The following is a 19,489-nucleotide window of genomic DNA, read 5'->3' on the forward strand; positions in this document are numbered from 1 at the left end:
CCTCCCCATCTGCTCCTTGGTCAACGTACGGATCACCAGGCGCAGTTGGCCCACTCGGCCGGCGAGTGAGCCGAAGGGGCGACTGGAGCGCCCCGGAGGCGAGGGAGCCCGATAGAGGGGACGACATGAGACATCGCGGCAGACACCGCCGGCGCAGGCGCGGTGCGGCCCTGCGCGCGGTCCTGGCCGGAACAGGGCTGGCGCTCACCGCGGCGGCCACCCTGATCACCGCCTCACAGGCCACGGTCACCGAGAACCCGGGCGCGCTGGCGCCGCTCACCTCCCGGGCGCAGACCGCCCCGATGCGGCTCCAGGAGCGGCTGACCCCCGCCCGCACGCTGAACCGGCTCTCCGCCGAGATGGGCCGGCCGGTCGGCGTCAGCGCCGTGCTGAGCGGCGCCGGCCACCGGCTGCGCGAGGCCCACGACTGCTCCTCCGGCGACCGCGCGACCCTGCCCGTCGCCCCGGCCGCCACCCGCGCCTACTGCTGGGACCGGGCCGATGCGGCCGGTGCCTGGCGCCCCGCCGCGGTGACCACCTCCGGGGACGCCGACGACGACGGCATCTGGGGCGCCCACCGGGTGATCCTCACCGGCTGGACCCACCGCACCGACACCGGCCCGGCCGCCCAGCGCGGCCTCGCGAGGGTCGCCTTCGTCGACGCCGACGACCCCGCCCGCCTCACCTACCGCTCGGCGCTGCTGGTGGTGCCCGTCGACGGCGGCCGGAACTACCGGGGCCTGGTCTCCGGCATCTCCGGCATGGTCTGGTACCAGGACAAGCTGCTGGTCACCACCATGACCGGCAGCGCCGACGCCCTCTACGTCTACGACCTCGACCGCATCGAGCGCACCACCGTGGCCGCGCCCGCGATCGGCCGGGTACCCGGCGGCTGGTCCGCCGCCGGCTACCGGTACGTGCTGCCCGCGGTCGGCTCCTACCGTTTCACCGCCGGCCGCTGCGAGCGCTCCGGCCCGCCCTGCCCCGGCGCGCTCGCGCTGGACCGCGGCACGGTCCCCGACTCCCTGGTCGCCGGTGAGTGGAGCGCCCCCGGCGGCGAGAGGCACGCCCGGCTGTGGCGGTACGCCTTCAGTACGGACCCGGCGCGCGGCGGGCTGCTCGCCACCGATGCCGCCGGCCGGGCCCAGGCGGTGGAGGCGTACTGGACCAGGACGGCCGGGATCCGGGGCGTGCTGTCGTACCGGCCGACCGGGGCGGACCGCCCGTCCTGGTATGTGGGACACCTGCCCGGGTCCCGGGACGGACACAGCGGGCTGTGGCGGCAGGACACGAAGGGCGCCGAGGCTGCGCGCTGTGGCTCGGACACCCCGCACCGCTGCTGGGCCGAGTCCCCCGGCTCGCTGTCCTATTGGCCGGAGACGGGCGAGGTGTGGTCGCTCTCCGACCGGATGCTGTTCGCGGTGCCGCTGGCGGAGCTGGACCGCTCATTGCGGTGAGCGGTCCGGGGGTGGGCCCCAGGACGTGACGCCGGCGATCGACAGACCGGCCGGCGGGATGATTCCCTGGCCGGCATGAGCAGCGTCCCCGTCACCACGTGGTCCCTGGAGCAGACGTCCCCCGCCGACCTCCTGCCCGCCGCCGCGCCCGAGGGCGACTTCCGGATCGTCCGCGCCGAGGTCCCCTCCCCCGAGTTCAGCCGCTTCCTCTACGCCTCGGTCGGCGGCGACATCCGCTGGACCGACCGGCTGGGCTGGACGTACGCCGAGTGGCAGGAGCACCTGGAGCGGCCCGGTGTGGAGACCTGGGTGGCCTACGACCGGGGCACCCCGGCCGGGTACGTCGAGCTGGACCCGCAGGACGAGGGCGTCGTCGAGATCGTCTACTTCGGGCTGATCCCCGCCTTCCGCGGGCGCCGCATCGGCGGGCACCTGCTGTCGTACGGCACCCGGCGCGCCTGGGACCTGGCCGAGCGGTGGCCGGACCGGACGCCGACCAAGCGGGTGTGGCTGCACACGTGCAGCAAGGATGGCGAGTTCGCGATGGACAACTACCTGCGGCGCGGCTTCACGCTGTTCGACACCAAGGTCGAGGAGGAGCCGGAGATCGCCACTCCGGGACCGTGGCCCGGCGCGTACCGGGCCTGAACTGCCGCGACAAGCCATCTCGCAGAGTATGTGACCGACGACACCCTTGTCCCACTCTTCGGGACAAGGGTGTCCGCATGATGGACAAAGCTGGACTGTGTCCAGATCGCCATGCCACGCTTCCGCCATGCCTGGAACTGGAATTGCCTTGGTGAGTCGGCGGCACGTCGACCTCGGCCGCATGTCCAGCGCCATCTGTCCGGCGAGCTGATCGCCCCAGCGCCGCCGCACCTCCCCGAACCTGATCCCTGCTGCGCAAGGATGCGCACGCATGCCCGTATGCGCTTATCTGCGCAGGTCAGAGCCGATTCCTCCGGTCCCGAAGGACGTAAAAACCATGGCCGCCACCCCACAGAACCCCGCCGGCTCCGCGCCCCGCCGCAAGGTGAGCCGTCACCGTGGCGAGGGTCAGTGGGCCGTGGGGCATCTGACCCCGCTCAACGGCAACGAGCAGTTCAAGAAGGACGACGACGGTCTCAATGTGCGGACACGCATTGAGACGATCTACTCCAAGCGCGGTTTCGACTCGATCGACCCCAACGACCTGCGCGGCCGGATGCGCTGGTGGGGTCTGTACACCCAGCGCCGCCCCGGGATCGACGGCGGCAAGACCGCGATCCTGGAGCCGGAGGAGCTGGACGACAGCTACTTCATGCTCCGGGTGCGGATCGACGGCGGGCGGCTGACCACCCGCCAGCTGCGGGTCATCGGCGAGATCTCGCAGGAGTTCGCGCGCGGCACCGCCGACATCACCGACCGGCAGAACATCCAGCTGCACTGGATCCGGATCGAGGACGTGCCGGAGATCTGGAACCGCCTCGAAGCCGTCGGGCTGTCCACGACCGAGGCGTGCGGCGACACTCCGCGTGTGATCATCGGCTCGCCGGTCGCCGGCATCGCCGAGGACGAGATCATCGACGGCACGCCCGCGATCGAGGAGATCCAGCGCCGGATCATCGGCAACAAGGACTTCTCCAACCTGCCGCGCAAGTTCAAGTCCGCGATCTCCGGCTCGCCGCTGCTGGACGTGGCGCACGAGATCAACGACGTCGCGTTCGTCGGTGTCGAACACCCCGAGCACGGGCCCGGCTTCGACCTGTGGGTCGGCGGCGGCCTGTCCACCAACCCCAAGATCGGTGTGCGGCTCGGCGCCTGGGTGCCGCTGGACGAGGTCCCGGACGTCTTCGAGGGCGTCATCTCGATCTTCCGTGACTACGGCTACCGCCGCCTGCGCACCCGCGCCCGGCTGAAGTTCCTGGTCGCCGACTGGGGCGCGGAGAAGTTCCGGCAGGTGCTGGAGGACGAGTACCTGAAGCGGGGGCTCGTCGACGGTCCGGCGCCGGCGCAGCCGGTGGAGCGCTGGCGCGACCACGTCGGTGTGCACCGGCAGCAGGACGGCCGCTTCTACGTCGGGTTCGCCCCGCGCGTCGGCCGGGTCGACGGCACGCTCCTCACCAAGATCGCCGAACTGGCGGAGGCGCACGGCTCCGGCCGGGTGCGCACCACCGTCGAGCAGAAGATGCTGGTGCTCGACGTCGAGGAGGCGCAGGTCGAGTCCCTGTCGGCCGGTCTGGAGGCCCTCGACCTCACGGTCAGCCCCTCCCCGTTCCGGCGCGGCACCATGGCCTGCACCGGCATCGAGTTCTGCAAGCTCGCCATCGTCGAGACGAAGGCGCGCGGCATGTCCCTGATCGACGAACTGGAGCGCCGGATCCCGGACTTCGACGAGCCGATCACCATCAACATCAACGGCTGCCCGAACGCCTGCGCCCGTATCCAGGTCGCGGACATCGGCCTCAAGGGCCAGCTGGTCCTCGACGACCAGGGCCGGCAGGTCGAGGGCTTCCAGGTGCACCTGGGCGGTGCGCTCGGCCTGGAGGCGGGCTTCGGCCGCAAGGTCCGCGGTCTGAAGGTGACATCGGAGGAACTGCCCGACTACATCGAGCGGGTCCTCAAGCGCTACCAGGCCGAGCGCGAGGACGGCGAGCGGTTCGCGACCTGGGCTGCCCGGGCTTCTGAGGAGGCTCTGTCGTGAGCGAGCGGGCCGCGCCGTTCTACTGCCCCTACTGCGGCGACGAGGACCTGCGTCCCAGCGAGCAGGGCCACGGTGCCTGGGAATGCGGGTCGTGCAACCGCGCATTCCAGCTGAAGTTCCTGGGGCTGCTGTCCCGGGGGCTGCAGCGAGCCGACAAGGGAGGGGACGACCGGATATGACGACAGCTCAGCAAGAGCGCACGAACGACGAGTTGAAGGCGCTCGCCGAGCAGGCGGGGCGTGACCTGGAGGACGCCTCCGCGCTGGAGATCCTCCAGTGGGCGGCCGACACCTTCGGCGCGAAGTTCTGCGTCACCTCCTCGATGGAGGACGCAGTGGTCGCCCATCTCGCCTCCCGCGTGCGCAAGGGTGTGGACGTCGTCTTCCTCGACACCGGCTACCACTTCCCGGAGACCATCGGCACCCGGGACGCCGTGGAGGCCGTGATGGACGTCAACGTCATCACGCTCACCCCGCGGCAGACGGTCGCCGAGCAGGACGCCGAGTACGGCCCCAAGCTGCACGACCGCGACCCCGACCTGTGCTGCAAGCTGCGCAAGGTCCAGCCCCTGGAGGAAGGCCTCAAGGGCTACCAGGCGTGGGCGACCGGTCTGCGTCGCGACGAGTCCCCGACCCGGGCGAACACCCCGGTGGTCGGCTGGGACGAGAAGCGGCAGAAGGTCAAGATCTCCCCGATCGCCCGCTGGACCCAGGACGACGTGGACGCCTATGTCGTCGAACACGGCGTCCTGACCAACTCGTTGCTGATGGACGGCTACGCCTCCGTCGGCTGCGCCCCCTGCACCCGCCGGGTCCTTGAGGGCGAGGACGCGCGGGCCGGCCGCTGGGCCGGGCGCGCCAAGACCGAGTGCGGGCTGCACGGATGACGACTTCAACCGACAAGCAGGAGAACCACGTGACGACCGGAGCCACCGTCTGGCTCACGGGTCTGCCGAGCGCCGGCAAGACCACCATCGCGTACGAGCTGGCCGGCCGGCTGCGCGAGGAGGGCCACCTCGTCGAGGTGCTCGACGGCGACGAGATCCGCGAGTTCATCTCGGCGGGCCTCGGCTTCAGCCGCGAGGACCGGCACACCAACGTGCAGCGCATCGGCTTCGTCGCCGAACTGCTGGCCCGTAACGGCGTGAAGGCGCTCGTCCCGGTGATCGCGCCCTACGCGGACAGCCGCGACGCGGTCCGGGGGCGGCACGAGGGCAATGGGACGCCGTACCTGGAGATCCATGTGGCGACGCCGGTCGAGGTGTGCTCGGTGCGCGACGTGAAGGGGCTGTATGCCAAGCAGGCCGCGGGCGAGCTGACCGGGCTCACCGGGGTCGACGACCCGTACGAGGAGCCGAAGACGCCCGATCTGCGGATCGAGTCCCAGAACCAGACGGTTCAGGAGTCCGCGGCGTCCGTGCATGCACTGCTGAGCGAGAGGGGACTGGCATGACCACGGTCGCCGAGATCGAGGACGGCACGGACAGCCCGTACGCCCTCTCCCACCTGGACGCGCTGGAGTCCGAGGCGGTGCACATCTTCCGCGAGGTGGCGGGCGAGTTCGAGAACCCGGTGATCCTTTTCTCCGGGGGCAAGGACTCCATCCTCATGCTGCACCTCGCGCTGAAGGCCTTCGCCCCGGCCGCGATCCCGTTCTCGCTGCTCCATGTGGACACGGGACACAACTTCCCCGAGGTGCTGGAGTACCGGGACCGTGTGGTCGCCGCACATGGGCTGCGCCTCCATGTGGCCTCCGTACAGGACTACATCGACCGCGGTGTGCTCAAGGAGCGCCCCGACGGCACCCGTAACCCGCTGCAGACGCTTCCGCTGACGGAGAAGATCCAGAGCGCAAAGTTCGACGCGGTCTTCGGCGGCGGGCGCCGCGACGAGGAGAAGGCCCGCGCCAAGGAGCGCGTGTTCTCCCTGCGCGACGAGTTCTCCCAGTGGGACCCGCGCCGCCAGCGCCCCGAGCTGTGGAACCTGTACAACGGCCGGCACGCGCCCGGTGAGCACGTCCGCGTGTTCCCGCTGTCCAACTGGACCGAGCTGGACGTCTGGCAGTACATCGACCGCGAGGGCATCGAGCTGCCGGAGATCTACTTCGCGCACGAGCGCGAGGTGTTCCAGCGCAGCGGCATGTGGCTGACCGCGGGCGAGTGGGGCGGCCCGAAGGACGGCGAGAGGGTGGAGAAGCGGCTCGTCCGCTACCGGACCGTCGGTGACATGTCCTGCACGGGTGCTGTCGACTCCGACGCGACCACGCTGGACGCCGTGATCGCCGAGATCGCCGCCTCCCGGCTCACCGAGCGCGGCGCCACCCGCGCCGACGACAAGCTCTCCGAGGCCGCGATGGAAGACCGCAAGCGCGAGGGGTACTTCTAAGCATGAGCACGACCACCGCCGAGGCTCTCTCGGCCACCACCCTGCTGCGGTTCGCCACCGCCGGCTCCGTCGACGACGGCAAGTCCACGCTCGTCGGACGGCTGCTGCACGACTCCAAGTCGGTCCTCGCCGACCAGCTGGAGGCCGTGGAGCGCGCGTCGGCCGGCCGCGGCCAGGAGGGCCCGGACCTCGCGCTGCTCACCGACGGTCTGCGGGCCGAGCGCGAGCAGGGCATCACGATCGACGTGGCCTACCGCTACTTCGCCACCCCGCGGCGCCGGTTCATCCTGGCCGACACCCCGGGCCATGTGCAGTACACGCGGAACATGGTCACCGGCGCCTCCACCGCCGAGCTGACGGTGATCCTGGTCGACGCCCGCAACGGTGTCGTCGAGCAGACCCGCCGGCACGCGGCGATCGCCGCCCTGCTGCGCGTGCCGCACGTGGTGCTCGCCGTGAACAAGATGGACCTGGTCGACTACCGCGAGCCGGTGTTCGCGGCGATCGCCGAGGAGTTCACGGCGTACGCCACCGAGCTGGGCGTCCCGGAGGTCACCGCGATCCCGATCTCGGCGCTGGCCGGTGACAACGTGGTGGAGCCGTCCGCGAACATGGACTGGTACGGCGGCCCGACGGTCCTGGAGCACCTGGAGACCGTGCCGGTCACGCACGACCTGGCGCAGTGCCACAACCGGCTGCCCGTGCAGTACGTGATCCGGCCGCAGACCGCCGAGCACCCCGACTACCGCGGTTACGCGGGCCAGATCGCGGCCGGTACCTTCCGGGTCGGCCAGGAGGTCACGATCCTGCCCTCCGGGCGGACCACGAAGATCTCCGCCATCGACCTGCTGGGCAAGCCCGTCGACGTGGCCTGGACGACGCAGTCGGTGACCGTCCTGCTTCAGGACGACATCGACGTCTCGCGCGGCGACCTGATCGTGCCGACCAAGGACGCGCCGGCCACCACGCAGGACGTGGAGGCGACCGTCTGCCACGTCGCCGACCAGCCGCTCACCGTCGGGCACCGGGTGCTGCTCAAGCACGGCACCCGCACGGTGAAGGCGATCGTGAAGGACATCCCCTCCCGCCTCACGCTCGACGACCTGTCCCTGCACCCGCACCCGGGCCGGCTCGTCGCCAACGACATCGGCCGGGTCAAGATCCGCACCGCCGAGCCGCTGCCGGTCGACTCCTACGCCGACTCGCGCCGCACGGGCTCCTTCATCCTGATCGACCCCGCCGACGGCACCACGCTCACCGCGGGCATGGTCGGCGAGTCGTTCGCGTCGCCCGAACCGGTCAAGGACCCGGCCGACGACGACGGTTGGGACTTCTGATCATGAACTTGCCCGATTTCTACTCCATGTTCGCGAAGGAGGGCGGCCGTGTCGGCAGCGGCGCCCTCGGCAGCGGACAGGGCGGAGTCGCGCGATGTGTGCGCTGACGTACGCGCACCGCATGCGCGCCCTCACCCCCCACCGCTGTAAACGAAGACCTGCCGACCTCCCGGCCACGACCTGAGAGTCCGTGACCGCCGGGCCAACGAGAGGAAAGCCTCCCGTGCCTGCCAACCTCCCCCATTCTCGAATTCGCTCGAACGGGGGGACCCCCTTGAAGCTCTTCCGCCGCAGCATAGCCGCGATCACCGCTCTCCCCCTGCTCGCCCTGGCCGCGTGCAGCTACGGCTCCAAGGCCCACCACGACAACACCGCCAAGGTCGCCGCCGGGGCCAAGAAGATCGACGGACTCGACTCCGTCAAGATCGGGTACTTCGGGAACCTGACGCACGCGACCGCGCTGGTCGGCAACCAGAAGGGCTTCTTCCAGAAGGAGCTGGGCGCCACGCGGGCCAAGTACCAGGTCTTCAACGCCGGCCCGTCCGAGATCGAGGCGCTGAACTCGGGCTCCATCGACATCGGCTGGATCGGCCCGTCCCCGTCGATCAACGGCTACACCAAGTCGGACGGCAAGAGCCTGCGCATCATCGGCGGTTCGGCCTCCGGCGGCGTGAAGCTGGTCGTCAACCCGAAGAAGATCACGTCCCTGAAGGACGTCAAGGGCAAGCGGATCGCGACCCCGCAGCTCGGCAACACGCAGGACGTCGCGTTCCTCAACTGGGCGGCGGAACAGGGCTGGCACATCGACGCGCAGAGCGGCAAGGGTGACGTGTCGGTCGTGCGGACCGACAACAAGGTGACCCCGGACGCCTACAAGTCCGGTTCCATCGACGGCGCCTGGGTGCCGGAGCCGACCGCGTCCAAGCTGGTCGCCGCGGGCGGCAAGGTCCTGCTGGACGAGGCCTCGCTGTGGCCGGACAAGAAGTTCGTGATCACGAACATCATCGTGCGGCAGGGCTTCCTCAAGGAACACCCGAAGGCCGTCGAGGCGGTCCTGAAGGCCTCCGTCGAGACCAACAAGTGGATCAACGCCAACCCGGACGAGGCGAAGGCCGCGGCGAACAAGCAGCTGGGCCTCGACTCCGGCAAGGAGCTGCCCGCGAACGTCCTGGACCCGGCATGGAAGTCGATCCAGATCACCGACGACCCGCTGGCCGCGACTCTCGACACCGAGGCGCAGCACGCGGTGAAGGCCGGTCTGCTGGAGCACCCCAAGCTGGACGGCATCTATGACCTCAGCCTCCTGAACAAGGTCCTCAAGGCCGAGGGCGTGCCCGCCGTCAGCGACGCCGGTCTCGGCGTCAAGTAACCCCCGTAGCCGAAGAGTTCCCAGGAGGTGACGACCATGGCCACGACCTTCGCCACGGCCGATCAGGCCATCGGACAGGCGGCACGCATCGAGCGCGTCTCGAAGTCCTTCGCGGGACCGGGCGGGCAGCAGCTCGTCCTGGACGACATCAGCCTCGATGTCGCTCCGGGTGAGTTCGTCACCCTCCTGGGGGCCTCGGGCTGCGGCAAGTCGACCCTGCTGAACCTGGTGGCGGGGCTGGACAAGCCCTCCGCCGGCAGCATCACGACCAACGGGCGTCCGGCTCTTATGTTCCAGGAGCACGCCCTGTTCCCGTGGCTCACCGCGGGCAAGAACATCGAACTCGCCCTGAAGCTGCGGGGAGTTCCGAAGAACGAGCGGCGCGACAAGGCCGAGGAGCTGCTCGACCTCGTACGGCTCAAGGGCTCGTACAGGAAGCGGGTGCACGAGCTGTCCGGCGGTATGCGCCAGCGCGTCGCCATGGCCCGCGCGCTCGCCCAGGACAGCCAGCTGCTCCTGATGGACGAGCCGTTCGCCGCGCTGGACGCGATCACCCGTGACCTGCTGCACGACGAACTGACCCGGATCTGGGCCGAGACGGGCCTGTCGGTGCTGTTCGTCACGCACAACGTGCGCGAGGCGGTGCGGCTCGCGCAGCGGGTCGTGCTGCTGTCCTCCCGGCCGGGCCGGGTGGCCCGCGAGTGGGAGGTGGACATTCCGCAGCCGCGGCGCATCGAGGACGCGCCGGTGGCCGAGCTGTCCCTTGAGATCACCGAAGTACTGCGTGGGGAGATCCGCCGCCATGGCCAGCACTGACACGACGAAGGCCGTCCTTCAGGACGCCGCGAGCGTCGAGGCGGGCCTGGACGCTCTGGAGTCCGGTGCCGTCGCCCGGACCCCGCTGCGGCGGACGCTCGTCGACAAGGTTCTGCCGCCCGTCGTCGCCACCTTGGTGGTACTGGCCGGCTGGCAGGCGCTGATCACGTTCAAGATCGTCGACGATCCGACGAAGCTGCCCTCCCCCGCCGACGTGGCAGGCGAGTTCAAGAACGCCTGGCTGGAAGGCAAACTGTTCGACTACATCTGGACCAGCGTCTCGCGCGGCCTGCTGGGCTTCCTGTTCGCGCTGGCCATCGGCACCCCGCTGGGTCTGCTGGTGGCCCGGGTGAAGTTCGTTCGTGCGGCCATCGGTCCCGTGCTGTCGGGTCTGCAGTCGCTGCCGTCGGTGGCGTGGGTGCCGCCGGCGGTGATCTGGCTGGGCCTGAACAACTCGATGATGTACGCGGTGATCCTGCTCGGTGCCGTGCCCTCCATCGCCAACGGGCTGGTCTCCGGCATCGACCAGGTGCCGCCGCTGTTCCTGCGGGCGGGCCGCACGATGGGGGCCTCGGGTCTGAAGGGCGCCTGGTACATCGTGCTGCCGGCCGCGCTGCCCGGCTATCTGGCGGGCCTGAAGCAGGGCTGGGCCTTCTCCTGGCGTTCGCTGATGGCGGCGGAGATCATCGCGTCCTCGCCGGACCTGGGCGTGGGCCTCGGCGCACTGCTGGAGAACGGCCGCAACGCCAGCTCCATGTCGATGGTGTTCGAGGCGATCTTCCTGATCCTGTTCGTCGGCATCGCCATCGACCTGCTGATCTTCAGCCCACTGGAGCGCTGGGTCCTGCGCAGCCGCGGCCTGCTGGTGAAGAGCTGAGTCCCGTGCACGGCAAGCCGGTTCACCCCGTCCTGATGGTCATCGCCCACGGCAGCCGCGATCCGCGGCATGCGGCGACCGTCCACGCCCTCGTGGAGCGCGTACGGTCGCTGCGGCCGGGGCTGCGCGTGGAGACCGGCTTCCTGGACTTCAACGTGCCGTCCGTGCAAGGCGTGTTGGAGTCGCTGGCGGCGGAGGGCGTACGGGACGTCGTCGCCCTGCCGCTGCTGCTGACGCGGGCGTTCCATGCCAAGGCCGACATCCCCGCCGTACTGCGGGAGGCGCCGGCGCGGCTGCGGATCCGGCAGGCGGACGTGCTCGGCCCGTCCCCGCTGCTGCTGGCGGCGCTGGAACGGCGCCTGTACGAGGCGGGGTTGACGCCCGCCGACAAGTCCTCGACCGGGGTCGTGCTGGCCTCGGCGGGGTCCTCCGACCCGGAGGCGATCGCGGTGATCGCCGATATCGCGCGGGAGTGGTGGCACACCGGTTGGTGCGCCGTGCGGCCTGCGTTCGCCTCCGCTTCCCTTCCGCGCACCGAGGACGCGGTGCGCGAGCTGCGCGCCCTCGGCTGCGAGCGGGTCGCCGTCGCGCCGTATGTGCTGGCCCCGGGCTTCCTGCCGGACCGCATCGCGCGGGGCGCGGCCGAGGCGGACGTCCTCGCGGATGTGCTCGGCCCGGCTTTGGAGGTGGCCCAGGTGCTGCTGGAGCGCTACGACGAGGCGGCGGTGCCGGTCCGGCCGGCGCTCGGCACGCTGAGCGCGCTCGGCGCCTGACGGCAGCGCCCGGCGCCTGCCGGACCGCGTGCGCCCCGCCGGGTCACAGGTCCAGTATGTGCGTGAACTGCTGGACGTAGGCGAGGCTGCCGGTGCCGGCCGAGGCGCTGATGCTGATGGCCTCCAGCGCCAGGCGGATACGGCCGCGGTTGGGCGGCCCGCCGTCCTCGGCGGCCAGTTCCAGCTCGCCCTTGATCGTCTCGCCGTAGCCGGCGAGGCCCGGGTACTCGGCGCGCAGGGTCTGCAAGAGCCGGTCCCCGAGCTCTACGAGGCCTTCCGGATCGAGGCCGCCGTAGCCGCGGTTGCCATAGCCGCCAGGGCCATGGGCGGGCCCGTAGCTGTATGCGCTCATGTCCTGTTTCTCACTCTTGGTCCGAGGGTTGGCCGGGGCCGCAGACGATACCGATGTCGTGGGTACGGACGCGGATGACCAGTGCGGTGTTGTCGTAGGCGGTGGTGCGGGTGAACCGTGTGTCGTGGCCGTGCAGAAGAGGCCGAAAACAGCCACCCATCTGGGTGAACCATGCCCGTTGACCGCGCACTGCTCGCCCCCTCCAGCCGTCCGGTGGGCTTCACCCTAGAGACAACACCCCTGGTTTGTCCTGGGGTTCGAGAGAGGCCCACCGATCCGGGGGACAGCGGGGTTGTTCCGGCCGACCGCGGTCCCGGCGCTCCCCTGTGACGCCGGGGCCGCGGTCGGCTCATGGTTCTGCGCCGTTTCCGGCGCCCGTGTCACACGCAAGGGCAGGCCGGCGCGCCGGAGGGTCGTGAACCGGCCAACCTCCCGGTATCCGCGGGCGGTTCGGTCGAAGGGGTTTCAGCCGAAGCGGTTCAGTCGAAGCGCAGGGCTCCCGTACGGGTGCGCTTGAGTTCGAAGAAGTCGGGGTGGCGGGCCAGCACCCGGAAGCTGTCGAAGAGTTCGGCGGCCTCGGCACCGCGCGGGATGGCGCGCAGGACGGGTCCGAACCACACGGTGCCGTCGACGTGGATCGTGGGCGTGCCGACGTACCCGTCCGAGTCCGGCTCGAACCCGGCCTCGTGGCTGCGGCGGACAGCGTCGTCGTACGACGGGTCGTGGGCGGCGTCCGCCACATCGGCGTCGAGCCCGAGTTCGGCCAGGGCCTCGGCGATCACCACGTCGAAGTCCTTGATGCCCCGGTCGTGGATCCGGGTCCCGAACGCGGTGTACAGCTCGCGCAGCACCTTGTCGCCGTGCCGTTCGGCGGCGGCCACGGCGACCCGCACCGGGCCGATCGAGCGGTCCACCAAGTCCCGGTACCAGTCGGGGAGTTCGTTGCCGATGTTGTGCAGGAACAGGCTCATGGGCCGGAAGCGGAGGTCGAGCGGGCGCTCGCGCTCGACCTCCAGGATCCAGCGGGAGGTGATCCAGGCGAAGGGGCAGGCGGGGTCGAAGAAGAAGTCGACCCGGGTCGGGTGGCCGGTCTCGGAATGCGTCGGGGACTGCGTCGTCATGGGGACGACGGTAGTCCGGGGATGGCGCAAGATCCCGACCCAATCGGCATCTGTCTCACTGGCCCACTTGTGGTGCCCGTTGATGCCCGTCGAGGCCCGTTTGATACCCGTTGATGCCCATCGAGGCCCATTGATGCCCGTCGATGCCCGTTGAAGATCAACAGTTCCGGCGGACCGCCTCATCGGCCATCCGGACCAGCTCCGGAACCGGCAGGGAGCCCGCCGCCCGGCGCTCGCGCGCGAACTGGTTGGCGAGCTGCTGCAGCAGTTCGTTCAGTGGGGCCGGTACGCCGTGCCGCCGCCCGAGCAGGACGATCTCGCCGTTGAGGTAGTCCGCCTCGATGGTGCCGGTGCCCCGGGCGAGGGACTGCCAGGAGGAGCCGCCGCCGCGCGGGGCATCACCGAGCGGCACCAGGGTCACCTTGCCGCCGCGCGCCGCCTGCTGTTCCGCCGCGCTCGCGCGGGCGATCCCGGCGGCGTCGAGCACGGCCTCCCCCTCGGCGCGCACGCGGGCGAGCAGGGCGTGCGCCGCCTCGTCGGCGGCGGGACCGCACACCGCCTCGAAGGCCGTGCCGAGGTTCCAGAGCAGCTTGGCGTACTGCCAGCGGGCGATGTCCGGCACGACCGGCGCCTCGAAGTGGGAGGCCTCCAGGTCGGCGGCGATCCGGCGGGCGGTGTCGTCGGTACCGTGCGGGAGCCGGCCGAGGTGCAGGACCCCGGTGAGCGGGGTGCCGGCGGCGGAGACGACGCCGGGCTCCACGAATGTCGAGGGCAGCCAGACGCAGACGCCGTACACGTGCCGGAAGCGGCGCAGCGCCAGCCGTCCGCTCTCCACGCCGTTCTGCAGGCAGACCAGCGGCAGCCGCTCCCAGGCTCGCGCCCCGGGCGTCTCCGTGTCCGTCTCCGTGCCGCCGCCGTCCGCCACGGGCACATCGGCCCAGGCCTCCAGGGCGGCCACGGTGTCCTGGGTCTTCACGGCCAGCATGAGGACGTCGTCGGCGCGCAGCGTGCCGAGTCCGCCCGGTCCGTCCACCACGGGCAGCCGGTACGTCAGCTCGCCCTCCGGCACCCGCAGCCGCAGCCCGTGCTGGCCGAGCGCGGCCTGGTGCCGGCCGCGCGCGACGAGGACGACCTCGTGCCCGGCCTGGGCCAGCCGCCCGCCCACGGTGGCGCCGACCGCCCCCGCCCCGATGATGATGTAGCGCATAGGACAGAGCCTCGCACACGGATGCGCGACCCGGGCGGCCTGGACCTCACGGAGCTGCCCCGCGACCCGCGCCAACTCACCGAACCGATCCGCGGATTGATCCTGCACCGGAGCCCGTCACTGCGTCGGGGCGGTCAGTTCCACCAGCTTGAGCACGGTGTTCCAGTTCCGGCTGGTGGCGACCAGCCCCTTGGTGATCCGCGGCCGGGCCAGCGCCTCGCCGAGCTTGGAGCGGCCGAGGCCGTCGGGGGCGTAGAGGTACAGGCAGCGGTCGCCGAGGCGGAACTCCTCGGGAAGGTGGGCGGCTTGGTCGAGCTCCGCGAAGCGGTCCGGGGTGACCGGTGCGGAGAAGTAGGTGACGTGCAGCTGCTTGGCCTCCAGTTCGGCGGCCGGGAACGGGCAGTTCTCCGCCACGGCCTTCAAGTAGGCGTGGTCGCGCACGAGCACGCCGACCGTGAAGCCGAACCGGGCCTCGATCGCCTGGGCCAACTCGGCCGCCAGGGACTGCTCGTCGCCCCGGTCGACGGTGAAGACGGCCTGGCCGCTCTGCAGATGGCTGCGTACGGCGTCGAGACCGAGGCCCGCCATGAGCGTGCGCAGGTCGGCCATCGGAAGCTTCTTGCTGCCGCCGACGTTGATTCCGCGCAGCAGCGCCGCATAGGTCGTCATCCGCCCACCATAGAGCGGCCGTCGTGCCCCGTGGGGGCGGGCACGACGGCCGCGGGCCCGTGCGGTGCTCCGGGCTGCGCGAAACTCTGGCCGATCATCCGCCCCGGATCAACCTCTTCACGCACCTGTGACTTGTTCAACAAGTTTTCGTAATCACAAAGTGGATCTCTGTCGGCGGAACGGACACCCGAGGGCACCGACCCTGAGCGTCTTCCCCGAGCCCGCCCCCGACAACCGCAGATAGATGTAAGGGGCCACTGTCATACCCAGCGATGAGAGTTCGGGCCTGTACTTCACCGGGCAGCACGACGTGAAGTACTTATCCGGCCCATACAGTCGTACCGGAGTGAGTTAGAGGTGGCGGCAGGGGGCCGTCACCGCACACGAGGGGGCACACCCGACATGGGGAACGGAGAGGTGCGGGCGCGTGGTCTGGCGGCCCGCGCCGGCGGCTGGAGCGCCCGGCACCGCTGGGCCGCCGTCGGCATCTGGGTCTTGTTCGTCGTCCTGGCCATGGGGTTCGGCCAGGCGGCCGGCCGGGTCGACGTCGACGAGGCCGACCAGCTCAAGGGCGAGACGCACACCGCCGCGAAGATTCTCGACGACGCGGGGTTCAAGGAGCCGGCCGCGGAGACCGTGCTCGTCCAGTCCAAGGACGGGTCCACGTCGGCCACGAGCGGCGAGTTCCGGACCGCCGTCGGCGAGATCGTCAAGGCCGTCGACGCCACCGGCAAGGTCACCGCGGTGACGTCGCCGTACGACGCGCACACCATCTCCCGGGACGGGCGCAGCGCGCTGGTGCAGTTCGACATCCGCGGTGACGTCAAGACGGCCGCCGACCGGGTCGGGCCGGTGCTGGACGCGGTCTCCGGTGTGCAGAAGAAGCACAACTCGCTGCGGATCGAGGAGATCGGCGGCGCCAGCATGGCCAAGCAGTACAAGGACGCCTTCGGCAACGACTTCCAGAAGGCCGAGTACTCGGCGGTGCCGGTGGCTCTCGGCATCCTGCTGATCGCGTTCGGCGCGCTGGTGGCCGCGCTGCTGCCGGTGGCCCTCGCGATCACCGCGATCATGGCGACGATGGGTCTGATGGGCATCGTCAGCCATCTGCAGCCGATGAGCGACACCGCCAACTCCGTGATGCTGCTGGTCGGTATGGCCGTCGGCGTCGACTACTGCCTGTTCTATCTGCGCCGCGAGCGCGAGGAGCGGGCCGCCGGTCGGGACGCGGGGACCGCGCTGCGGATCGCCGCCGCCACCAGCGGCCGGGCGGTCGTCGTCTCCGGTGTCACGGTGTGTGTGGCGATGGCGGGCATGCTGTTCACCGGGCTCGCCACGTTCGAGGCGATGGGCCTGGCCTCGCTGATGGTGGTCGCCGTGGCCATGGTCGGGTCGGTGACGGTGCTGCCCGCGCTGCTCTCGCTGCTCGGCGAGCGCGTCGAGAAGGGGCGTCTGCCGTTCCTGAACCGCCGGCGCCGGTCCGGCACGAACAGCGAGAGCCGGTTCTGGACGGCCGTGCTGCGCGGGGTGCTGGCCAAGCCGCTGGTCTCCGTGCTCGTGGCGGGCGGTGCGCTGCTGGCGATCGCCGCGCCCGCGCTGGGCATGAAGACCCAGCAGCTCACGCTGGACCAGGAGTTCGGCAACTCGCTGTCGATCGTGAAGACGTACAACCGGGTCAACGACGCCTTCCCGGGCGGCAGCGAACCGGCCCAGGTCGTCGTGCGGGCCAAGGACATCAACGCGCCCGAGGTACGGACGGCGCTCGCCGACTTCAAGCGGCAGGCGATCGCGTCGGGCGCCTCGCGCGGCCCGGTCACCATCAGGCTGCACGACGCGCAGAACGTGGCCGTGGTGGACGTGCCGCTGGTCGGCGGCTCCGACATGGACCGGGCGGTCAAGAGCCTCGAGAAGCTGCGTGACGAGGTCCGGCCCGCGACCCTCGGCAAGGTCGACGGCGTCGAGGCGCCGGTCACCGGACAGGTCGCCGGCAACCACGACTTCAACGACCAGCTGCTCGGCTCCGTCGTGCCGGTCTTCGCGTTCGTGGTCGTCTTCGCCTTCCTGCTGATGCTGCTGTCGTTCCGCTCGCTGACCGTCGCGATCACGTCGATCCTGCTCAACCTGCTGTCGGTGGCCGCCGCCTACGGCATCCTCGTCGCCGTCTTCCAGCACGGCTGGGGCGCCTCGCTGGTGGGCGCGCAGGGCGTCGGCGCGGTCGTGACCTGGCTGCCGCTGTTCCTCTTCGTGATCCTGTTCGGTCTGTCCATGGACTACCACGTGTTCGTGGTCTCCCGGATCCGCGAGGCCCGGGTACGCGGACGCAGCACCCGGGACGCGATCCAGCACGGCGTGGTCACCACGGCGGGGGTCGTCACCAGCGCCGCCGTCATCATGGTCGCCGTGTTCGCGATCTTCGGCACGCTGTCCATGCAGTCCATGAAGCAGATGGGCGTGGGCCTGGCCGCCGCGGTCCTGATCGACGCGACCATCATCCGCGGTGTGCTGCTGCCGGCCGTGATGGCGCTGCTCGGCGAGCGCAACTGGTACCTGCCGAAGTGGATGCACCGCCTGCCGGACCTCACCCACGACGAGTCGCCCGAGGCGATCGCTGCCCCGGCGCACGGGGAGGGTGAGCGGCTGACGGTCTGATTCCGTCGTCGCCGTCCCAGGGCCTGCTGACACCGCGTGGTGTCAGCAGGCCCTTCCTTCTGCCTGGTCCGACCTGGGCGAATGCGAGACTGACCGGAGACCGTGGATCGGACACGGTCGGCACAGGCACGGCACGGGACGAGGGCACGGAGGCGGACGATGGACGAGGCGCGGGCGCGGGACGTACTGGCCGCGGCGGGGGTGCTGCCGGGCCGGGCCGGGGACGCCAAGCTCCTTGCCCTCGGTGAGAACGCGGTGTTCGCCGCCGGCGGACTGGCGGTGAAGGTGGGCCGCGACGCGGAGCTGCTGGAGCGGGCCCGGCGCGAGCTGGACATCGCCGGCTGGCTGGCCGAGGCGGGCGTACCGGCGGTGCGGGCGGCCGAGCCGAAGCCGTGGCTCGTGCAGGGGCATCCGGTGACCGTGTGGCACCGGCTGCCCGATCCGGTGCGGCCGGCCGAGCCGCGGGATCTGGCCGAGCTGCTGCGTATCGTGCATGCCCTGCCTTCCCCTCCCTTCGAGCTGCCGCCCCGCGAGCTGCTGGGCGGTGTGGAGCGCTGGCTGCGCCTCGCGGGCGAGGCGATCGACCCCGAGGACGCGGCGTATCTGCGGGCACGCCGGGACGGCTTCGCGGCTGCCGCCGCCGCGCTGACGCCCCGCCTGACGCCGGGGCCGATCCACGGCGACGCGCTGCCGCGCAATGTGCACGTGGGGCCGGACGGGCCGGTCCTGGTCGACCTGGAGACCTTCTCCGCCGACCTGCGCGAGCACGATCTGGTGGTCATGGCGCTCTCCCGCGACCGGTATGGACTGGCCGCCGAGGCGTACGACTCCTTCACCGAGGCCTACGGCTGGGACGTGCGGGAGTGGGAGGGCTGTTCGGTGCTGCGCGGGGCCCGCGAGACGGCCAGCTGTGCGTGGGTTGCGCAGCATGCGGCGAGCAGTCCGAAGGCGCTGGCCGAGTTCCGACGTCGAGTGGCGTCGCTGCGGGACGGGGACCAGACGGTGCGGTGGTATCCGTTCTGAGGCTGCTGCGCAGGCAGGCCAGTGAGCCTAGGCAGGCCGGCTGTCCGCCAACTCCCGCAGTGGCCATACCCCGTCCACCACAGCCTCCGGATCGCCCTTGCGGCGCAGGAAGTCCTGGAAGTCTGCCGCCCATTGCGCGTACCACTCGATCTGGCGGTGGTGCAGTTCCGCCGGGCCGAGGGCTGCGATCTTCGGGTGGCGATCGGCTATCGCGTGGGCCAGGCGGGCCGCGGCGAGAGCGTCGGCCGAGGCGTTGTGGGCGGAGTCGAGGGTGATGCCGTACTCGGCGCAGACCGCCTCCAGGTTCCGCTTGCCGCGGCGGTAGCGGTCGACCCGGCGGTCGATCGTGTACGGGTCGATGACCGGGGCCGGGGCCTGGCCGCCGAGCCGGTCGGAGAGGGACGGCAGGGCGTGGCGGCGCAGTTCGGCGGAGAGCAGGGTGAGGTCGAAGGCCGCGTTGTAGGCGACGACCGGAACGCCCGTCTTCCAGTACCCGGTGAGGACGTCCGCGATGGTGGCGGCGACCTCGTCGGCCGGTCTTCCCTCGGCCGTCGCGCGTTCGTTGCTGATGCCGTGCACGGCCACCGCGTCGGCCGGGATCTCCACGCCCGGATCCGCCAGCCATTCCCGGCGTCCGACGGGCTCCCCGGCCCTGACCTCGATCACCGCGCCGGTGACGATGCGCGCCTCGCGCGGATCGGTGCCCGTCGTCTCCAGGTCGAAGCCGATCAGCAGCTCCCGGTGCCAGCCCATGGGCGGCCCCCCTTCTTGG

Annotated in this window: 21 protein-coding genes; 15 read left to right on the forward strand and 6 right to left on the reverse strand. The window is 71.0% G+C overall.

What is annotated here, in order from left to right:
• Nucleotides 1–125 precede the first annotated feature (125 nt).
• From ACWD3E_RS17540 to ACWD3E_RS17600, 13 genes are all read left to right on the forward strand, one after another.
• Complete coding sequence (locus tag ACWD3E_RS17540; RefSeq protein ID WP_451388423.1) at nucleotides 126–1,457, forward strand: hypothetical protein; 1,332 nt, start codon at nucleotides 126–128, stop codon at nucleotides 1,455–1,457.
• A 75-nt stretch (nucleotides 1,458–1,532) separates the two neighbouring features.
• Nucleotides 1,533–2,105 (forward strand): GNAT family N-acetyltransferase, encoded by a 573-nt coding sequence (locus ACWD3E_RS17545; RefSeq protein ID WP_451388424.1) that lies wholly within the window; start codon nucleotides 1,533–1,535, stop codon nucleotides 2,103–2,105.
• Between the two features lie 127 nt (nucleotides 2,106–2,232).
• Nucleotides 2,233–2,316, forward strand: coding sequence for a putative leader peptide (locus tag ACWD3E_RS17550; RefSeq protein ID WP_310739661.1), 84 nt, complete (start codon nucleotides 2,233–2,235; stop codon nucleotides 2,314–2,316).
• A 126-nt stretch (nucleotides 2,317–2,442) separates the two neighbouring features.
• Nucleotides 2,443–4,140 carry a nitrite/sulfite reductase gene (locus ACWD3E_RS17555; protein ID WP_451388425.1) on the forward strand — a complete coding sequence of 566 codons (1,698 nt, stop codon included), beginning with the start codon at nucleotides 2,443–2,445 and terminating at the stop codon, nucleotides 4,138–4,140.
• Entirely contained in the window at nucleotides 4,137–4,319 is a 183-nt protein-coding gene (locus ACWD3E_RS17560; RefSeq protein WP_451388426.1) for a hypothetical protein, read from the forward strand. The genes ACWD3E_RS17555 and ACWD3E_RS17560 overlap by 4 nt, the downstream gene beginning before the upstream one ends.
• Nucleotides 4,316–5,026, forward strand: a complete 711-nt coding sequence (locus ACWD3E_RS17565) for a phosphoadenylyl-sulfate reductase (RefSeq protein WP_451388427.1) — start codon at nucleotides 4,316–4,318, stop codon at nucleotides 5,024–5,026. The genes ACWD3E_RS17560 and ACWD3E_RS17565 overlap by 4 nt, the downstream gene beginning before the upstream one ends.
• Nucleotides 5,023–5,592, forward strand: a complete 570-nt coding sequence (gene cysC, locus ACWD3E_RS17570; RefSeq protein ID WP_451388428.1) for an adenylyl-sulfate kinase — start codon at nucleotides 5,023–5,025, stop codon at nucleotides 5,590–5,592. The genes ACWD3E_RS17565 and cysC overlap by 4 nt, the downstream gene beginning before the upstream one ends.
• On the forward strand, nucleotides 5,589–6,524 hold the full coding sequence (cysD, locus tag ACWD3E_RS17575) for a sulfate adenylyltransferase subunit CysD (protein WP_451388429.1): 936 nt from the start codon (nucleotides 5,589–5,591) through the stop codon (nucleotides 6,522–6,524). The genes cysC and cysD overlap by 4 nt, the downstream gene beginning before the upstream one ends.
• A gap of 2 nt (nucleotides 6,525–6,526) precedes the next feature.
• A complete protein-coding gene (locus tag ACWD3E_RS17580) occupies nucleotides 6,527–7,861 on the forward strand; it encodes a sulfate adenylyltransferase subunit 1 (RefSeq protein ID WP_451388430.1) in 1,335 nt (444 codons plus the stop codon).
• A 274-nt stretch (nucleotides 7,862–8,135) separates the two neighbouring features.
• Complete coding sequence (locus ACWD3E_RS17585) at nucleotides 8,136–9,230, forward strand: aliphatic sulfonate ABC transporter substrate-binding protein (protein WP_451388431.1); 1,095 nt, start codon at nucleotides 8,136–8,138, stop codon at nucleotides 9,228–9,230.
• A gap of 36 nt (nucleotides 9,231–9,266) precedes the next feature.
• The gene (locus ACWD3E_RS17590) at nucleotides 9,267–10,046 is read left to right on the forward strand and encodes an ABC transporter ATP-binding protein (protein WP_451348968.1); all 780 of its coding nucleotides are present in this window, start codon (nucleotides 9,267–9,269) and stop codon (nucleotides 10,044–10,046) included.
• Nucleotides 10,033–10,923: an ABC transporter permease gene (locus tag ACWD3E_RS17595; RefSeq protein WP_451388432.1), complete on the forward strand. Its 891-nt coding sequence runs from the start codon at nucleotides 10,033–10,035 to the stop codon at nucleotides 10,921–10,923. The genes ACWD3E_RS17590 and ACWD3E_RS17595 overlap by 14 nt, the downstream gene beginning before the upstream one ends.
• 35 nt (nucleotides 10,924–10,958) lie before the next feature.
• On the forward strand, nucleotides 10,959–11,696 hold the full coding sequence (locus ACWD3E_RS17600; RefSeq protein ID WP_451388590.1) for a sirohydrochlorin chelatase: 738 nt from the start codon (nucleotides 10,959–10,961) through the stop codon (nucleotides 11,694–11,696).
• A gap of 43 nt (nucleotides 11,697–11,739) precedes the next feature.
• Here ACWD3E_RS17600 and ACWD3E_RS17605 read toward each other — a convergent pair whose 3' ends face one another.
• The 5 genes from ACWD3E_RS17605 to ACWD3E_RS17625 form a co-directional block, all read right to left on the reverse strand.
• Complete coding sequence (locus ACWD3E_RS17605; protein WP_451388433.1) at nucleotides 11,740–12,048, reverse strand: hypothetical protein; 309 nt, start codon at nucleotides 12,046–12,048, stop codon at nucleotides 11,740–11,742.
• A 10-nt stretch (nucleotides 12,049–12,058) separates the two neighbouring features.
• Entirely contained in the window at nucleotides 12,059–12,208 is a 150-nt protein-coding gene (locus ACWD3E_RS17610; RefSeq protein WP_451388434.1) for a hypothetical protein, read from the reverse strand.
• Nucleotides 12,209–12,527: 319 nt separating this feature from the next.
• The gene (locus ACWD3E_RS17615; RefSeq protein WP_451388435.1) at nucleotides 12,528–13,169 is read right to left on the reverse strand and encodes a mycothiol-dependent nitroreductase Rv2466c family protein; all 642 of its coding nucleotides are present in this window, start codon (nucleotides 13,167–13,169) and stop codon (nucleotides 12,528–12,530) included.
• A 157-nt stretch (nucleotides 13,170–13,326) separates the two neighbouring features.
• Nucleotides 13,327–14,376: a ketopantoate reductase family protein gene (locus ACWD3E_RS17620; protein WP_451388436.1), complete on the reverse strand. Its 1,050-nt coding sequence runs from the start codon at nucleotides 14,374–14,376 to the stop codon at nucleotides 13,327–13,329.
• Nucleotides 14,377–14,493: 117 nt separating this feature from the next.
• Nucleotides 14,494–15,045: a DUF1697 domain-containing protein gene (locus tag ACWD3E_RS17625; RefSeq protein WP_451388437.1), complete on the reverse strand. Its 552-nt coding sequence runs from the start codon at nucleotides 15,043–15,045 to the stop codon at nucleotides 14,494–14,496.
• A gap of 402 nt (nucleotides 15,046–15,447) precedes the next feature.
• On the opposite strand from ACWD3E_RS17625, the gene ACWD3E_RS17630 reads away from it, so the two are divergent.
• Nucleotides 15,448–17,694 carry an MMPL family transporter gene (locus ACWD3E_RS17630; protein WP_451388438.1) on the forward strand — a complete coding sequence of 749 codons (2,247 nt, stop codon included), beginning with the start codon at nucleotides 15,448–15,450 and terminating at the stop codon, nucleotides 17,692–17,694.
• 159 nt (nucleotides 17,695–17,853) lie between these two features.
• Nucleotides 17,854–18,717 (forward strand): phosphotransferase enzyme family protein, encoded by an 864-nt coding sequence (locus ACWD3E_RS17635; RefSeq protein WP_451388439.1) that lies wholly within the window; start codon nucleotides 17,854–17,856, stop codon nucleotides 18,715–18,717.
• Between the two features lie 27 nt (nucleotides 18,718–18,744).
• On the opposite strand, the gene ACWD3E_RS17640 is transcribed toward ACWD3E_RS17635, so the two are convergent.
• Complete coding sequence (locus tag ACWD3E_RS17640; protein ID WP_451388440.1) at nucleotides 18,745–19,470, reverse strand: exonuclease domain-containing protein; 726 nt, start codon at nucleotides 19,468–19,470, stop codon at nucleotides 18,745–18,747.
• Between the last annotated feature and the right edge of the window lie 19 nt (nucleotides 19,471–19,489).

Source organism: Streptomyces sp. NPDC002676 (assembly GCF_053592455.1).

Excerpts from the sequence above, each read along its gene's own strand:
- ACWD3E_RS17540 (WP_451388423.1), top strand. The coding sequence starts at position 126 with ATGAGACATCGCGGCAGACACCGCCGGCGCAGGCGCGGTGCGGCCCTG.
- ACWD3E_RS17545 (WP_451388424.1), top strand. The coding sequence starts at position 1,533 with ATGAGCAGCGTCCCCGTCACCACGTGGTCCCTGGAGCAGACGTCCCCC.
- ACWD3E_RS17550 (WP_310739661.1), top strand. The coding sequence starts at position 2,233 with ATGCCTGGAACTGGAATTGCCTTGGTGAGTCGGCGGCACGTCGACCTC.
- ACWD3E_RS17555 (WP_451388425.1), top strand. The coding sequence starts at position 2,443 with ATGGCCGCCACCCCACAGAACCCCGCCGGCTCCGCGCCCCGCCGCAAG.
- ACWD3E_RS17565 (WP_451388427.1), top strand. The coding sequence starts at position 4,316 with ATGACGACAGCTCAGCAAGAGCGCACGAACGACGAGTTGAAGGCGCTC.
- cysC (WP_451388428.1), top strand. The coding sequence starts at position 5,023 with ATGACGACTTCAACCGACAAGCAGGAGAACCACGTGACGACCGGAGCC.
- cysD (WP_451388429.1), top strand. The coding sequence starts at position 5,589 with ATGACCACGGTCGCCGAGATCGAGGACGGCACGGACAGCCCGTACGCC.
- ACWD3E_RS17580 (WP_451388430.1), top strand. The coding sequence starts at position 6,527 with ATGAGCACGACCACCGCCGAGGCTCTCTCGGCCACCACCCTGCTGCGG.
- ACWD3E_RS17590 (WP_451348968.1), top strand. The coding sequence starts at position 9,267 with ATGGCCACGACCTTCGCCACGGCCGATCAGGCCATCGGACAGGCGGCA.
- ACWD3E_RS17595 (WP_451388432.1), top strand. The coding sequence starts at position 10,033 with ATGGCCAGCACTGACACGACGAAGGCCGTCCTTCAGGACGCCGCGAGC.
- ACWD3E_RS17600 (WP_451388590.1), top strand. The coding sequence starts at position 10,959 with ATGGTCATCGCCCACGGCAGCCGCGATCCGCGGCATGCGGCGACCGTC.
- ACWD3E_RS17605 (WP_451388433.1), bottom strand. The coding sequence starts at position 12,048 with ATGAGCGCATACAGCTACGGGCCCGCCCATGGCCCTGGCGGCTATGGC.
- ACWD3E_RS17610 (WP_451388434.1), bottom strand. The coding sequence starts at position 12,208 with ATGGGTGGCTGTTTTCGGCCTCTTCTGCACGGCCACGACACACGGTTC.
- ACWD3E_RS17615 (WP_451388435.1), bottom strand. The coding sequence starts at position 13,169 with ATGACGACGCAGTCCCCGACGCATTCCGAGACCGGCCACCCGACCCGG.
- ACWD3E_RS17620 (WP_451388436.1), bottom strand. The coding sequence starts at position 14,376 with ATGCGCTACATCATCATCGGGGCGGGGGCGGTCGGCGCCACCGTGGGC.
- ACWD3E_RS17625 (WP_451388437.1), bottom strand. The coding sequence starts at position 15,045 with ATGACGACCTATGCGGCGCTGCTGCGCGGAATCAACGTCGGCGGCAGC.
- ACWD3E_RS17630 (WP_451388438.1), top strand. The coding sequence starts at position 15,448 with ATGGGGAACGGAGAGGTGCGGGCGCGTGGTCTGGCGGCCCGCGCCGGC.
- ACWD3E_RS17635 (WP_451388439.1), top strand. The coding sequence starts at position 17,854 with ATGGACGAGGCGCGGGCGCGGGACGTACTGGCCGCGGCGGGGGTGCTG.
- ACWD3E_RS17640 (WP_451388440.1), bottom strand. The coding sequence starts at position 19,470 with ATGGGCTGGCACCGGGAGCTGCTGATCGGCTTCGACCTGGAGACGACG.